The sequence below is a fragment of the Cognatishimia sp. F0-27 genome, from assembly GCF_020667845.1.
Taxonomy (GTDB): domain Bacteria; phylum Pseudomonadota; class Alphaproteobacteria; order Rhodobacterales; family Rhodobacteraceae; genus JAFMPQ01.
In genome coordinates this window covers 89,409-103,946 of sequence record NZ_JAFMPQ010000002.1, presented here as the reverse complement: position 1 = coordinate 103,946, position 14,538 = coordinate 89,409, and the positions used below count along the sequence as shown (strand labels likewise).

Sequence of the window (14,538 nt, the reverse complement as noted above, 5' to 3'; positions counted from 1 at the left end):
CCCCTCGCGCGACACTGGATGACACCATGCCCGTCACGCCCGTCGTTGCGAGATTTGCCGTCACTACGCGGGCGAGCGATGGCGACGTCGGCCCGCATCGCCCCGCATGGCCGCAAAGCAAAGGCAGCCGCCCCCCAAATGCCGGCTCGAGCGCCCGAGATCCGTAAGCGCTTGTGCTGTGGTCCCCGCATGAAGCGTCCCGGCGCCGACGGTCCGCTGCAGCGTCACGCCGTCCGGGCGCGGCTCTCCTCGGCACCATCGACAAGGCGCTTGTGCTTTCAGCCGCCGCAACGGCTGGCCTGTGCGACCCGCCAGGATTGCAGCCATGTAGAGTGGATGGAGCCGTGACGTCATGGTGACGCCGGGCGAGTGCCCGGCAACAGTGCCACCGTCAGAGAAGCCCTTTGCGCTCAAAGAGCTTCGGGAGGCTCGCCTCCGGGCGCGGACCAATGTGCGAGATGACTTCGGCGGCAGCAGCGCAGCCCATCAGGCCCGCTGTGCGGATATCCGTCCCTGTTGCCAACCCGTACAGGAACCCTGCCGCAAACTGGTCCCCCGCGCCCGTCGCATCGACCGGAACGACCTTCTCGACCGGAACGTCCGTGCGCGTGCCCTCATGGATGATCGTCACCCCATCCCCGGACCGCGTACACACCACAAGCGGACACACGGAAGACACCGCCGCAAGATCCGCCTCAAGATCGTCATTTTGATAGAGCGAGCGGATCTCATCTTCATTGCCGATGACAAAATCCATCTCGTTTGCGATGAGCTGCAAGAAATCCTCGCGATGCCGCTCAACGCAGAACGGATCGGAGATGGCGATCCCTGTGCGCCCGCCGGCGCCGCGACATGCCCGCGCCGCGCGCAGGAACGCCTCTTTGCCCTTGTCCTTGTCAAACAGGTAGCCCTCGAGGAAGACAATCTCCGTTTCGGCCGCAACCGCCTCCGGAACGTCGTCCGGGCCAAGCTCCGCCGAGATGCCAAGATACGTGTTCATGGATCGCTCGCCATCCGGCGACACGAAGATCATCGAGCGAGACGTGGGCAATTCACCATCGGCCACCGGCGCGTTGACGAAATCCGTACCGTCCTTTTCCATCGCGCGGGCATAGAACCGGCCCAGCGCATCGTCATGGACACGGCCGATAAAGGCGGTGCGCAGACCAAGATTGCCCAACCCGGCCAGCGTGTTGGCCACCGATCCACCGGGGGCCTGAACGCGCTCCGCCATCGCCCCGTAAAGGGTCTCCGCACGGGGCCGGTCCACAAGCTGCATGATTCCCTTCTGGATCCCCATCAGGTCGAGAAACGTGTCCTCCGCACGCGCGATCACGTCTACTACGGCATTGCCGATGCCCGCCACCTGGTACTTCTTCATGGGGTCTTGTCCTCGTATCGGCACAGGTCGCGGATCAGGCAGGCCTGGCATTTCGGTTTGCGCGCCACACAGGTATAGCGCCCATGCAGGATGAGCCAGTGATGGGCGTGGCGCTGAAAGTCGACGGGCACGTGATCCTCGATCGCGCGTTCGACCGCAACCACATCCTTGCCCGGCGCGATCCCAGACCGGTTGCCGACGCGGAAGATATGCGTGTCGACCGCTTGCGCCGGGTGGCCCCACCACATGTTGAGCACAACGTTCGCGGTCTTGCGGCCAACCCCGGGGAGGCTCTCCAGCGCGGCGCGCGAACACGGCACGGCGCCGCCATACTGCTCCACCAGGATCCGGCTGAGCTTGATGACATTCTTGGCCTTGTTGCGATACAGCCCGATGGTCTTGATGTGCTCGATGACCCCTTCTTCACCAAGAGCGAGCATTTTTTCGGGCGTATCGGCCACTGCAAAGAGGCCCCTGGTCGCCTTGTTCACGCCTGCATCGGTCGCCTGCGCCGATAGCGCGACGGCCACCACAAGCGTGTAGGCGTTGACGTGGTCGAGCTCCCCCTTGGGCTCGGCCTCCGCGTCAGCAAACCGGGTGAAGATCTCGCGGATCGTGTGATAATCGAGCTGTTTTGCCATGATGCTCCTATGCAGCGTCCGCGGGGCGCGGGCAAGCCCGCTGCGCGCCTTGCGTGTGCAAAGACGGGCCGGGGAGGGTCGTGACATGCCGCAGGACCCGGGCCAATGGCCCCGGCCCGCAAGAAGTTGCGCAACATTCGGGTCGTCTGCGCGCCACGTCGCGCGTAATCTGGCGCCAAAGGAGAAACACGATGCCCAAGGACACCATGGAGCAGAGCTACCATTACCACGTCATGCGCCGCGCCATCGATGCCGTGGACCGGCTCGGCCCTGCGGCAACGCTCGACGATCTCGCGCGCGACATGGGCATGAGCCCAGCGCATTTTCAGCGCCTGTTCAGCAAATGGGCCGGCGTTTCGCCAAAACGGTATCAGCAATACCTCACGCTCGGCCACGCAAAGGCATTGCTCGACGAGCGGTTTACCACGCTCGAAACCGCCCATGCGACCGGCCTCTCCGGCGGCGGACGGTTGCACGACCTCTTCCTGCGCTGGGAAGCCATGAGCCCCGGCGACTACGCGCGTGGCGGCGCAGGGCTCGAAATCCGCTATGGTTGGTTCGACAGCCCGTTTGGCGAGGCGCTGGTCATGGGCACCGCGAAGGGCCTGACCGGGATCGCCTTCGTGGCAGAGACAACCCGCGCCGAGGCAATGGAAGATCTGTGTTCTCGTTGGCCCAAGGCAAGCTATATCGAGGATCCCGATCCGCTGGCACCCTGGGTCGCGGGCGCCTTTGGCGCGACCCGAAGCGAGGTGCCGCTCTATCTCATCGGGGCGCCGTTCCAGATCAAGGTCTGGGAAGCGCTGATGCGCATCCCCTCCGGTGAAGTGACTACCTATTCCGAGATTGCCGGAGCGATTGGCCATCCCAAGGCCGTGCGGGCCGTAGGCACCGCGGTGGGGCGCAACCCGATCAGTTATCTGATCCCCTGTCATCGCGCCTTGCGCAAATCCGGCGGCCTTGGCGGCTATCATTGGGGGTTGCCCGTCAAACGCGCCTTGCTCGCTTGGGAGGCCGCGCGGGCCGATGCCTGAGTGACCCGCTTTCGGTCTGCTGCTTGCGGAACACGCATGACTCGCGGAGACAGGAACCGAATTCCCCTTGTTCTTGGCGGAAAACTGCCGAATCTAGGGGAATAGGGCGTGTTCCACTGCGTTGTTTTTGGATAACACGCTCCAATCCCCCTATAGACGGGGCAACCAAAACATGAGGTTTTTCGATATGCGGGCCAATACTCCCCTGATTCTGTCTTTGACTGCCGTGCTGGGCCTGAGCGCCTGTGCCGAAGGCGGGATGTTCAATGAAAACGATCCGAACCGGCAGGCGAAGCAAGGCGCACTGATCGGGGCGGCAGCCGGTGCTCTCACGGGCCGACTGGCCGGCGGTGACGATGTGGGCGAGCGCAACCGCGCGACCATCGCGGGCGCGCTTGTGGGCGCCGCTGCCGGTGCCGCCATCGGCAACCAGCTCGACAAACAGGAAGCCGAACTGCGCCAGCAGCTGGGCTCCGACACGTCCATTCGCAACACCGGCGACCGTCTGATCGTGACCATGCCGCAGGACATCCTGTTTGCAACCGACAGCGCCACGCTCCGTCCCGACTTGCAGTCCGACATCCGGACCGTGGCCCAGAGCCTGCTGGCCTACCCGAACACCACCGTTCAGGTGGTCGGCCACACCGACAACACCGGGGATGCGGCGTATAATCTCGGCCTGTCCGAGCGTCGGGCGCAATCGGTCGCGGCGATCCTCACCGGGCAAGGCGTTCCGGCGTCCCGCGTTTCGACCTTCGGACGCGGCGAGGCACAACCCATCGCGTCCAACCTGACACCGGAAGGCCGTCTCCAGAACCGCCGGGTCGAGATCATCATCCTGCCGAACGCCTGACCGGCTCCGGCCTTCACGATCCAGCCAAGCGCCGCGACAGCCCTTGTCGCGGCGCTTTCGCGTTGTAGCTCCTTGAGAAACGCAAACAGTCTTTCGGAGATAAAACCCATGACCAAACTATCCCTGCTCGGCATCAGCGGTGCATTGCGCGCGGAGTCCACCAACAGATTGTTGGTGCGCGAAGCAGCGCGCCGCTTCGGAGAAGCAGAGTTCACCGAAGCCGATATTCGCTTTCCCCTGTTCGATCAGGATATCGAGGACGATCCCGGCATTCCCGAAGAGGTCATGTCCCTTGCCCACCAGATCGCCGCGTCTGATGCGGTGATCGTCTCGACACCCGAATACAACAAGGGCATCTCCGGTGCGCTAAAGAACGCGCTCGACTGGATCAGCCGCACGGGCGTCGCCCCGTGGAAAGACAAGCCGGTGGCGCTCATGTCGGCGGCAGCGGGCCGCGCCGGCGGTGAACGCTCACAGAACATGACCCGGCTTTGCCTCGCGCCGTTCCAGCCACGCATCATCAACGGGCCGGAGCTGATGGTGGCCCAGACGTCAAACCAATGGGATGAGAATGGCCGTCTGACCAACGAGATGAATGCCAAGGCGCTGGACGACCTCATGGCGCTGTTGCGCAAGGAAGCCGAATGGATGCGCGCACGCGCGGCCTGAACCAGCGCGCGGCAGACGGTATTTGACCGGCCGCTCTACGCATAAAAGCCCCACCGGAAGGCGGGGCTTTTTTGTCTGAGGGATGCACAGGGTTTCCCTGCGAATGCAGGGGATCAGTATCCCGTTCCCGCCGCCACAACCCGCACGGTTTTGAGAAGGATGCGGATATCCGTCAGGAAGGACATGTCGCGCAGGTAATCGGTATCGAACCCCGCGCGTTCCGAGAAACTCGACTCGTTGCGCACAGACGTCTGCCAATAGCCAGTAATCCCCGGCCGCAGCGCATAATAGGCCGTGCCGGGATAGATCGCACGCTGGTTCTCAAGCATGGGGCGCGGGCCCACGATGGACATGTCGCCACGCAGCACGTTCCACAGCTGCGGCAGCTCGTCGATGGAGGTTTTCCGTATGAACCGCCCGATCTTCGTGATCCGCGGATCATGCCGCAGCTTCTGATGAAAGGCCCATTCCGCGCGGGCGTCCGCGTTGTCCGCCAGATAGGCCTCAAGAAGCGTATCGGCGTTGGGCACCATGGACCGCAATTTCCACATGCTGAATACCGTCCCGTTCCGACCCACCCGTTTTTGGCGATAGAACGGCGAGAAGCCGTCCCGCGAAACCAACCACGCGAAAACAAGCACGAGGAATGCGACTGGAATGGCGAGGATCAGCACGATCAACAAATCGAACGCGCGCTTTGCATAAGCCGCGTAGACGACGCGGGACGAGCGCGCAGACAGCGCCTCGTCAATCAGTGTGTCGAACTCCGCCGTTGGCAGCGGCTGACGAAGATGCAGTGTCAAGATGACCTCCCATGAGTCATGCGTGACGGAAGGCAAGGCAACGTCTCTCGCAGCCGATCTTCGTCTTTACAGACACAGCTTTTCCGGTGCGGAAACGCAACGCGCCCCGCTCAGGCTCTCAGACCCAATGAAAAGCAGACCAACCTACACAGCGCGTTAAAACAACGCGGCAGACATCCCGTTACTCCCAGTGTGGAAGCACCAACCCCCAAGTGCCATTATGCGAATTCAGACAGGAAAATGGCCAAATCCGCGACATGGCTTTTATGCCCGTTCAAATCGGTTTGCGTCAACTTAAACAGAAGCTTGCAACCCTAAGGTGAAGCCATTTTGGTAAATGCCAAACCGCAACCCAACAAATTCAGCACCAATGCAGTCGATCCTGCGCTACGCAGATGGCAACAAGGACAAGATCTGCACAAAAAATAAAGCAATTTCACAGCCTTAAACGCGAACTCTTCGGTCGGAGCACACCGAAACAATAACCCCGCCGGTCGCGCCTCACTGTCTGAAATTCAGAAACACTTCGCGCGATTTTGGCGATCTATGCTGCCATATGGGAAAGTCCGCCGCAGTTTCCCCGCGTATATGGCATCATATTGTTCAGGATTCAGCGACAGTCAAAAGCTGGCACTGCGCGGCTGAAATGGGTGGATCCCAGCCCGGACCGAGATCGAAAAAAATCTGCGCAATTTTCTCGATCATGATCCGACCAAACTCCACAGCGCAATCTCCGGGTGAGCGGCGGTGATCACGAAACGTTACAATTCGACCCAATCCGTCAGATCGGCGCCTGTCAATTTGACGCGATGGCCTCAGATTTGCCCGATTCTACCCGAATCGCGCCCCATTGCTGCGGCGCGGAACCGCCAATTGTGACGCGGCGGCGTGGCTGGTGGAGTTGAAACGGACGCAAGGCACAGATATGGGACGCGGACCAAAGCTGCGTCCCATGGGAGGTTTCGTGACCATCACTCTTCACAAAGGCGATCTGCCCGACGGGCTGGACCTTGGTCCTGTCGTTGCCATCGACTGCGAAACCATGGGGCTCAACCCGCATCGCGACCGGCTTTGCGTGGTACAACTGTCCGGTGGGGATGGCAACGCACATCTCGTCCAGGTGGCCATCGGACAGACGACCGCGCCCAATCTTGAACGGCTGCTGACCGATCCTTCGGTGCTCAAGCTGTTCCACTTCGGACGCTTCGACATTGCCGCCATGTATCGTGCCTTTGGTGCGCTCGCGGCCCCGGTATACTGCACCAAGATCGCAAGCCGCCTCGTGCGCACCTATACGGACCGGCACGGGCTGAAAGCGCTGACGCAGGAATTGCTTGGCGTCGACATCTCGAAGCAGCAGCAGTCGAGCGACTGGGGGGCCGAAAGCCTCACCGATGCGCAGCGCAGCTATGCCGCGTCAGACGTGCTCTATCTGCACAGGCTCCGCGAGGCGCTGGACGCCATGCTCGCCCGCGAAGGCCGCACCGATCTTGCGCAACATTGCTTTGATTTCCTGCCGACACGCGCGCGCCTCGATCTCGCCGGCTGGCCGGATACGGATATCTTCGCCCATGCATGACCGGGTGCCGCGACAGGGTGGGATGCATGGCGCGGCCTGACGGGCTTTATTCCCGCATCATCGCGTGGCTCAAGATTCTGCTCCCCCTGGCGGCACTGGCGATGCTGTCGACCCTGTTTCTCTTCGCGACCGACCGGGCCGATTTGCCCGATGTGCCGTTTGCCGATGCGCTCGGGTCGGGCGAGACCGCCCGCGAACAGGTCAGCGCACCGTATTACAGTGGCACGACCGATCGCGGCGACGTGCTGACCATGACAGCGCTTACCGTGATCCCGGATACCGATGACAGGATCCGCGCCGATACCCTGAGCGCGACGCTCTCCTTCAAGGATGGCAGCCACATCGCGTTGAACGCTGGCTCGGCCATGATTTCCAACCAGACCCGCGCCGCCGAGCTTGGCGAAGGTGTGCGCATCGACAGTTCAACCGGCTACACACTCACAACCGAAGCGCTCACTGCATCACTGGACAGGACCGAAGCAGAGAGCCGCGGACCCGTCTCGGGCTCCAGCCCTGCAGGCACACTCGAAGCCGGGCGCATGCGCATCGTGCCGCAAGGGGAAAACGGCGACGTGCAATTGCTTTTCACCGAGGGTGTAAAGCTGATATACGAACCCCAAAAGGATTGATGCTGCCCATGATCCGCAACGCTCTGATTGCCGCTGCCGTCGCAGTGATCCCCTTGTGTGCCGTCGCGCAGGGCGCGCAGGTTGCCTTTGGCAGCATGCAGCAGGATACCGATGCCCCCGTCGAGGTAACCGCCGACAGCCTGTCCGTCGATCAGGGCAATGGCCGCGCCATCTATGCCGGGAACGTCATCATTGCGCAGGGGGACATGCGCCTTGCCGCTCCGCGCGTCGTTGTCATCTATACGGAAGGTGGCGGCCGGATAGACCGGCTTGAAGCGACCGGCGGCGTCACCCTTGTTTCCGGCGAAGAAGCCGCAGAGGCCGCGCGGGCCGATTACGATATCGAGCGCGGAACCGTGACCATGTCGGGCAATGTGCTGCTGACACAGGGGGGCAACGCCCTCACGGCCGAAAGCATGATCGTCAATCTCGATGATGGCACCGCCCAGATGTCGGGTCGCGTGCGCACGGTTCTGACCCAGGGCGGGAATTGACCCGATGGCGCGTCCCAACCTGACGGTCACCGAGGGGACCAGCGGTCTCGAAGTGCGGCACCTGCGCAAGAGCTATCGCAAGAAAGTGGTGATCCGCGACATGTCCATGCGCCTTGACCGGGGCGAGGTTGTTGCGCTGCTCGGACCCAATGGCTGTGGCAAGACCACATCATTCTACGCGATTGCCGGACTTGTGAACCCGGAAGGCGGACAGGTTCTGATCGACGGGCGCGATGCCACATACCTGCCCATGTATCGCCGCGCGCGCATGGGCATCGGTTACCTGCCGCAGGAAATGTCGATCTTTCGCGGCCTGTCGGTTGAGGACAACATTTCCGCCGTGCTCGACATTTCCGAATCTGACAGGCACCGCAGGCGCGAGCGGCTCGAAGAGTTGCTGGGCGAGTTTTCCATCGAGCATCTGCGCCGCGCGCCCGCTCTGGCCCTGTCCGGTGGAGAGCGCCGACGCGTCGAAATTGCACGCTGTCTCGCCGCTGACCCGAAATATCTCCTGCTCGATGAACCCTTTGCCGGTGTCGACCCGATCAGTGTCGGGGACATCCGCCATTTGGTGGCAGAGCTCAAGAAGCGCGGGCTTGGCGTGCTGATCACCGATCACAACGTGCGCGAAACCCTCGAAATCGTGGACCGTGCCTACATCCTGCATGACGGTCGTGTGCTGATGTCCGGGACGCCCGAAGAAGTCGTCGAAAATGAAAATGTCCGGCGGGTCTATCTGGGCGACAATTTCCGCTTCGGTTGAGCGATTGTGCCGGTTTGGCCCAGGTTTCCTCGGACACACGCATAAAGTGTGTCGGTTTTCATTGACAGAGTCATGCTTCCTCTCGTCAAATAGAGCCATGACCACGCGCACGCATGCAGGTTTTCGTCGAAGCCTCCCCGAAACCGGGGGTCGGCAGCATACGATCCTGACGTGGCGCGGTCTTTCCTGACCCGGCAGTGTTCTCTTGTCCCTGCGCGCGATCCGTGTGCGGGGCGGGTGGTCCGGGATCGACGCAACAGACGTAATAAAAGGAACAAACATGCGTTACCAAATTACAGGAAAACATATCGATATCGGTGAAGCCCTACAGACCCATGTTCGCACCGAACTGGGGTCCGTGCTCGAGAAATATTCGCAGCGCCCGACCGACGCGACGATCATCTTTTCCAAGAATGCGCATGAATTCGTCTGTGAAACCAACGTCCACCTGTCGACCGGGCTCAACGCCGCCGCCCGGGCGCATGCCACTGAAATCTACGCCGCGCTCGACGCGTGTGTCGAAAAAATGGACAAACAGCTCAGGCGCTACAAGCGGCGGTTGAAGGACCACCACAAAGACCGAACGGAACCCGTTGCACTTTCCGGTGCCGCCTCCTATATCCTCGCATCGGAATCGGGGGCGGATGAGCCCGAACCCGAAACGCTACAACCCATTATCGTGGCCGAGATGGAGACCAAGATCCCGTCTCTCACAGTGGGCGAAGCGGTGATGCAAATGGAACTCGCCGGCGCACCGGTGCTTGTGTTCCGCAACGAGAAGAAGGACGGCGTAAACGTCGTGTATCGTCGCGATGACGGAAACATCGGGTGGATCGATCCCTGATCGAACCGCAAGCGAGGCAAAGGCACCTTTCGCCAAGGTGCCAGAGTTGGGCAGAGCATGAAATTCGTGGATCTTTTGAAACCGGATGCCGTGAAGGTTGTCACCGCGGCATCCAGCAAGAAACGTCTGATGCACGACGTGGCCGATCTGGCCGAGCAGGCCCACGGTCTGCACGCGCCACGGACGGTCGAAGCGTTGATGGAACGGGAGTCGCTTGGACCCACGGGCGTGGGCAACGGGGTTGCGCTGCCTCATGCCCGGCTCGCGGAGCTGTCCAGTGTTGTGGGCGCCTTCATCTTACTGGAAAAACCGATCAACTTCGAAGCGGTGGACCGGCAGCCCGTGGACATTGTCTTTGCGCTGTTCGCGCCGGAAGAAGCCGGTGTGGAACATCTCAAGGCGCTTGCTCTCGTCAGCCGCACGCTGCGTGACACCGCGTTGTGCAGCAAGCTACGGGCGAACCCCGACGCCGGAACGCTGTATACGATCCTGACGGAGGCGGAGCGGGAACAGGCCGCCTGACAGGCGTGGCAGTCTTTGGCCCCGTTTCGAGAGGTCCGGGCACATGCCCGGGCCTCTTGCCGTTTCAGCACCTGGGCCAACGCCCCTGCCAACCCCGTCAGGAAAGACCGCCCTCCGTCGCGCAGAGCTCCGGCTCCCAGTCGCCAAAGCCGAACATCAGGTAGTCCCGCGCGTAAGTCTCGCGTGCGAGCGCTTCGAGCTGCGGATCATAAATCGCGCTCAGTGGCACACTGTCCCCGCTCTGCTCCGCGATCGGATCGCAAGGATCGACATGTCCAACCTGAAGCGCGAGGGCAGGAAGATAGCCGGCCATCTCGGACTCCCGCACGATCATGTCCGGCAAGGCGAACTCCGCCATACCCTGCAAACACTGGGCTTGCGACATCCAATGCGCGTCCACCCGGACCGCGGTCTGCTCCGAGAGGTTCGCCTTGAGAAACCGCAGGAAGCCGGCAAACGCATCGCGGTGCCGGTCAATATCACAATCGGACCCATCCATCGTCTCAGGCAACGGCACGTCAAAGCTCTGAATCAGCATCTTGCGGATTCGCGCATAACGCCCGGGCCCGGTCGACAGGATCTTGTCGCAGAAAACGCGATGCGCCCGCGCGAGCGGATGGCGAATGACCGTAAACGAACGGTGCTCGGGATGTTGAGCCTTCCACGCGCGCAAGGTTTGTTGGGTGAACCCGCCCCGCAACGCCGCCGCAGGCTGCCCGTCGAGCTGCGCCAGCCAGCGGGTCACGGCCGCCTCGGGCCCTGACCGGATCGGCATGTAGAGCAAAGGGGTCCGCGCCCCCGCAAGATAGCTCGGCACCACGGGTCCGCGGCGCGGCTCCAGATTCGGCACCGTGGAAAGGGCGAACGGATCGAGCCGGGCGAGCGCGGTGCGCATGTCGCCCGGATTGGAGACCTTGGCCACGGCTGGCTGTGGATTTTGCCGTTTCACAGATCGGTCGAGGCTGTCGCGCGTGGCGTCCTTGCCAAGCCAGCGCACCAGCCCGTTAAGCACCGACACATCCGCCAGATCCTCATGGGCGATGTGGAATGCCACCTGCCCCCGGTGCTGCAAACCAGTCTGCACGCCACGATAGAACCGCTGTATTGCGGCAAGATACGCCTCGAATTCCTGCGCGTCGAAATGCGCCAACGCGGACTTGCGGCGTGTCACGCGCGTCAGCATCCACTGCCCGGTGGTGCGGGCGATCTTCTGACTGAGATAGCTGTCCAGCGGATTGCGCGTGAGGATGATCTTGGCGATCTGCGGCGCATCGAGCAGCGGGCGCAAGATCCGTGGATCATGGTCGTGGAAATAGCGAAACCCGCGCAGACAAGCCGGCCCGCCCGCGCGCAAGGCGTTGAGGAGCTGCAACGGGTCATCGTCGCGCGTCGCCTTGTCGATGCCGAGCAAGTCGGCCGTCTTTGGATGGCCGACGAAATGCGGGTTGAAAGCCTCACCATGGCAGGCGATCCCCTCATAGCGGTTGAGGTTGGCTTCAAGGAAATTCGACCCTGTGCGCATCGCACCAAGAATGACAAAGCAATCGAACGGTCCGGATCTCGTCTCTGTTTTCATGCGCCCTGGCCGCCCACTGCGCGGGCGTGAATGTCTTCAGACGCCTCCCCGCCGTCTTGAGGAAACGGGCCCACTGACGGCAAATGCAGGCCATGGTTGCGCAACGCCTGAAGAAAGGCCGCAAGGCCTTCAAGGTCTTGCAATACGGGGGCTTCATTCAGGTGCTGTTGTGGCGCGGTGGCAATCTCGCGCGTGACCGCAAGAAGGTTCGGGACCGGGTTGCGCATGAAATCGGCCAGTGACCAGATCCGGATTTGCGCGCGGGCTGTCCGGGCGCGCAGGTGGGCAACCGCCTTATGCTCCCGCGCCTGCAATCTCCGCGCTTTTGCAACACAAGCCTCAACCGATATCCCCGAACGACACAGTGACACGGCCCAGGCACCGGTGATGACCGAGATCTGCGCGTTCGGATCGGGCGCCATGAATGTCATCACGCCAGGTGTGTCGCGCGGCCCGTGTTGAAAGCACTGTCGCTCACCCCGGGTGTTCCAGATCAGACTGGTCAAAAAGGCTTTCGGATTGGCATCGCGCAGCCCCGCATGGTCGCTCAGCGCCCCGGACACAAACCGTTGCCCGTTCGAAAACTGCGCACGGTCCGGCGCAAAAAGGTGGCCATGGACCCGCGTCCCGGTGGTTTTGGCCAGCCATGCTTCAAACCCGTCGAAAAGATCGGTGAAGCCATGAAACACCGAATAGGGCCCCGCCGTCGCACCGTTTTCCCATCCGTCATGCGGATACCGGCTCTGCATGTAGAGACCGGGTCGCCCCCGTGTCCGCCGCCTCCCGGCTTTTTCGAACAGCCGGTCAATCCTGGCAGGGTCGCTCGCCACCCTTGCCGGGCGCCGCGCGGGCGACAGGAAGGTATCGTAGAGCCGGTCCGCATGCGGCCAGATCTTGCGCGCAACAAAGCTGCCGCTCTCTTGCAACAGCTCCAGATGGTCATCGTGGAAAACATGCGGCTTGCCCTGAGAATCGAACCGGCTCAGGGTCAGAGACCGACTCTCGATCCGGCGCGCATGACGGCGCGCAAGCGTCTGAAAATAGGATTCATCCGGAATCCAGACCCGTTTGAAATACCGGTCATGGGCCGGCCTCTTCGGGTCCGTCAGGATCCTGCGCAAGGTTACACGCGTCAGGCACCACCACTGGCTGCCCATATGGGGGTGCAGCCCAACCGGCCTGGCGCGGTTTATTCCAAGCCTGCGCTGCAGCGTGACAGCCTTGTCGAACAACCAGCGCTGCCGCTGCCACGAAAACGGAAAATACAGGTCGAACCGGTCCTGTTCGAACCCGCCCACTGTCCAGGGCACGTCCGAAGGGCGCGCGCTTTCGATGAAATCCGTCTCTGGATGGCGCGCGAGAAATGCCCGAAGCTCTCCGACAGGGCGCAGGGGCAGGCAAGCCCCGGAGGTGAGATAGACATGGGTCACATCCTCGAACCCATCGAGCACCATCTGCGCGGCATCCCGGCTTGCCGCGACGATGCCCCACCCGCCCCACTCACACCGATGCCGCGGCGCGAAGCCGATCAGGGGCTGGCCTTCAAGCCGGCGACGCAGGGCCGCGTATCGCGGATCGGGCACGGTGCCATCGACGTGAATGACAACCGGGCAGCCGCCTTGCGCCCAATGCCGCGCGACCTGCTCGACGCGGCGCAGTGCGGTATGCGCCAGAAGAACGATGCCGACGCTCACGCCCAATTGCCCTTGGACATGAGCCCCAGCACCTCCAGCTGGCGCCAATTTAGGAACCGCTCCGAATGCGGGCACCAGAAATCCGGATTGCGCGCAGCTTCGCGTGCATAGGCCCTGTATTCCCGTGCGGCACCGTAATGCTCGCCACGTCGCACCTCTTCCTCCGCCCGCGCGGCAAAGCCGTCCAGCAATTTCGTGTGCAGCAGGATCCCGCTCGCTTTCTCACCGCCCCATTCGTCATAAACCGCGTTCAGCCCGCGCGGCAAAAGCATGTGGGTCGAGCTCACATAGGCAAAGCGGCGATGCCAGCGGACCAGCGGGATCTTGTTCAACGCAGGCGCCTGTTCCGGCACGTCGGCAAAAAAACTCCGCGCGCGCGGACCGCCCCTGATCCAGAGGTTCCCCAGCGCCGAGTTGCGCGTCATTGCATAATTGCCAGCATCGAACCAGCACGCAATCTCCATCGGGTTCTGCCCCGGCTGATACCGGCATGCGTCAAGCGGCCCCTTGGGATACATGTCCAGCAACATCGCTGAAAAAGACCGGATCCGCGACGCGTCCAGCCAGTCGGTGAGCGCGCGCAGCGGGCGCGTATCACAAAACGGAAAGACAAAAAGCTCATCCGGATCAACCGTCAGGCACCAATGCCCGTGCCCATACCGCGTCAAGAGCGCGTTCATCCAATCCATGCCGAACCGCGCGCGGCGATAACTGGCCGTGCTGCGCCAGAGCGAGACATCCGGCTGCGCGGCAAGAAAGCGATCCCCGCCATCGGTGCTGTCATTGTCGACGATCAGAAAATGCCCCACCCCCATCCGGCGATAATGCTCCAGAAAATAGGGAAGACGCCGCGCCTCGTTGCGCTGGGTGGCAAAAACCAGCAGATCGGACCGCCGGATACGCTTCGTCCGATCCGCCACGGGCGCAAGCTCAGCGCGCTTGCCCAAAGCCCGCCAACGCAAAATCCGCCGTTGCCATCGCAGCCTGTAGGAGGTCCAGATACCCAAGAAGCGCGCCCTTTGCCGACCGCCTTTCTGCGGTCCTGACACAGCGGGC

Annotated in this window: 15 protein-coding genes; 9 read left to right on the top strand and 6 right to left on the bottom strand. The window is 62.4% G+C overall.

Going from position 1 to position 14,538, the window contains the following annotated elements; genetic code table 11:
- Positions 1 to 391: 391 nt before the first annotated feature.
- Positions 392 to 1,381, bottom strand: coding sequence for an adenosine kinase (locus tag J1C49_RS01660; protein ID WP_227444054.1), 990 nt, complete (start codon positions 1,379 to 1,381; stop codon positions 392 to 394).
- Positions 1,378 to 2,022 (bottom strand): endonuclease III, encoded by a 645-nt coding sequence (gene nth / locus J1C49_RS01655; RefSeq protein WP_227444053.1) that lies wholly within the window; start codon positions 2,020 to 2,022, stop codon positions 1,378 to 1,380. Before nth ends, J1C49_RS01660 begins: the two co-directional genes overlap by 4 nt.
- A 191-nt stretch (positions 2,023 to 2,213) precedes the next feature.
- On the opposite strand from nth, the gene J1C49_RS01650 reads away from it, so the two are divergent.
- The 3 genes from J1C49_RS01650 (at position 2,214) to J1C49_RS01640 (ending at position 4,578) form a co-directional block, all read left to right on the top strand.
- Positions 2,214 to 3,056: a bifunctional helix-turn-helix domain-containing protein/methylated-DNA--[protein]-cysteine S-methyltransferase gene (locus J1C49_RS01650; RefSeq protein ID WP_227444052.1), complete on the top strand. Its 843-nt coding sequence runs from the start codon at positions 2,214 to 2,216 to the stop codon at positions 3,054 to 3,056.
- A gap of 172 nt (positions 3,057 to 3,228) precedes the next feature.
- A complete protein-coding gene (locus J1C49_RS01645) occupies positions 3,229 to 3,909 on the top strand; it encodes an OmpA family protein (RefSeq protein WP_227444051.1) in 681 nt (226 codons plus the stop codon).
- A 108-nt stretch (positions 3,910 to 4,017) separates the two neighbouring features.
- Positions 4,018 to 4,578 carry an NADPH-dependent FMN reductase gene (locus tag J1C49_RS01640; RefSeq protein WP_227444050.1) on the top strand — a complete coding sequence of 187 codons (561 nt, stop codon included), beginning with the start codon at positions 4,018 to 4,020 and terminating at the stop codon, positions 4,576 to 4,578.
- Positions 4,579 to 4,691: 113 nt separating this feature from the next.
- Here J1C49_RS01640 and J1C49_RS01635 read toward each other — a convergent pair whose 3' ends face one another.
- A complete protein-coding gene (locus J1C49_RS01635) occupies positions 4,692 to 5,381 on the bottom strand; it encodes a sugar transferase (protein WP_227444049.1) in 690 nt (229 codons plus the stop codon).
- Between the two features lie 964 nt (positions 5,382 to 6,345).
- Between J1C49_RS01635 and J1C49_RS01630 the strand changes: the two genes are divergently transcribed.
- The 6 genes from J1C49_RS01630 to J1C49_RS01605 all read left to right on the top strand — a co-directional run bounded on the left by J1C49_RS01630 (position 6,346) and on the right by J1C49_RS01605 (position 10,212).
- Entirely contained in the window at positions 6,346 to 6,960 is a 615-nt protein-coding gene (locus J1C49_RS01630) for a ribonuclease D (protein WP_227444048.1), read from the top strand.
- A gap of 26 nt (positions 6,961 to 6,986) precedes the next feature.
- A complete protein-coding gene (lptC, locus tag J1C49_RS01625; RefSeq protein WP_227444047.1) occupies positions 6,987 to 7,589 on the top strand; it encodes an LPS export ABC transporter periplasmic protein LptC in 603 nt (200 codons plus the stop codon).
- Between the two features lie 8 nt (positions 7,590 to 7,597).
- A complete protein-coding gene (lptA, locus tag J1C49_RS01620) occupies positions 7,598 to 8,083 on the top strand; it encodes a lipopolysaccharide transport periplasmic protein LptA (RefSeq protein ID WP_227444046.1) in 486 nt (161 codons plus the stop codon).
- Positions 8,084 to 8,087: 4 nt separating this feature from the next.
- Positions 8,088 to 8,846 carry an LPS export ABC transporter ATP-binding protein gene (gene lptB, locus J1C49_RS01615; RefSeq protein WP_227444045.1) on the top strand — a complete coding sequence of 253 codons (759 nt, stop codon included), beginning with the start codon at positions 8,088 to 8,090 and terminating at the stop codon, positions 8,844 to 8,846.
- Between the two features lie 280 nt (positions 8,847 to 9,126).
- Positions 9,127 to 9,690, top strand: coding sequence for a ribosome hibernation-promoting factor, HPF/YfiA family (hpf, locus tag J1C49_RS01610; protein WP_227444044.1), 564 nt, complete (start codon positions 9,127 to 9,129; stop codon positions 9,688 to 9,690).
- 57 nt (positions 9,691 to 9,747) lie between these two features.
- A complete protein-coding gene (locus J1C49_RS01605; protein ID WP_227444043.1) occupies positions 9,748 to 10,212 on the top strand; it encodes a PTS sugar transporter subunit IIA in 465 nt (154 codons plus the stop codon).
- Between the two features lie 97 nt (positions 10,213 to 10,309).
- Here the strand turns inward: J1C49_RS01605 and J1C49_RS01600 are convergent, their stop codons facing one another.
- The 3 genes from J1C49_RS01600 to J1C49_RS01590 are packed head-to-tail and all read right to left on the bottom strand — an operon-like array spanning position 10,310 to position 14,489.
- Positions 10,310 to 11,788 carry a nodulation protein NodH gene (locus tag J1C49_RS01600; RefSeq protein ID WP_227444042.1) on the bottom strand — a complete coding sequence of 493 codons (1,479 nt, stop codon included), beginning with the start codon at positions 11,786 to 11,788 and terminating at the stop codon, positions 10,310 to 10,312.
- Positions 11,785 to 13,482 (bottom strand): beta-1,6-N-acetylglucosaminyltransferase, encoded by a 1,698-nt coding sequence (locus tag J1C49_RS01595; protein WP_227444041.1) that lies wholly within the window; start codon positions 13,480 to 13,482, stop codon positions 11,785 to 11,787. Before J1C49_RS01595 ends, J1C49_RS01600 begins: the two co-directional genes overlap by 4 nt.
- A complete protein-coding gene (locus J1C49_RS01590) occupies positions 13,479 to 14,489 on the bottom strand; it encodes a glycosyltransferase family 2 protein (protein WP_227444040.1) in 1,011 nt (336 codons plus the stop codon). Before J1C49_RS01590 ends, J1C49_RS01595 begins: the two co-directional genes overlap by 4 nt.
- Between the last annotated feature and the right edge of the window lie 49 nt (positions 14,490 to 14,538).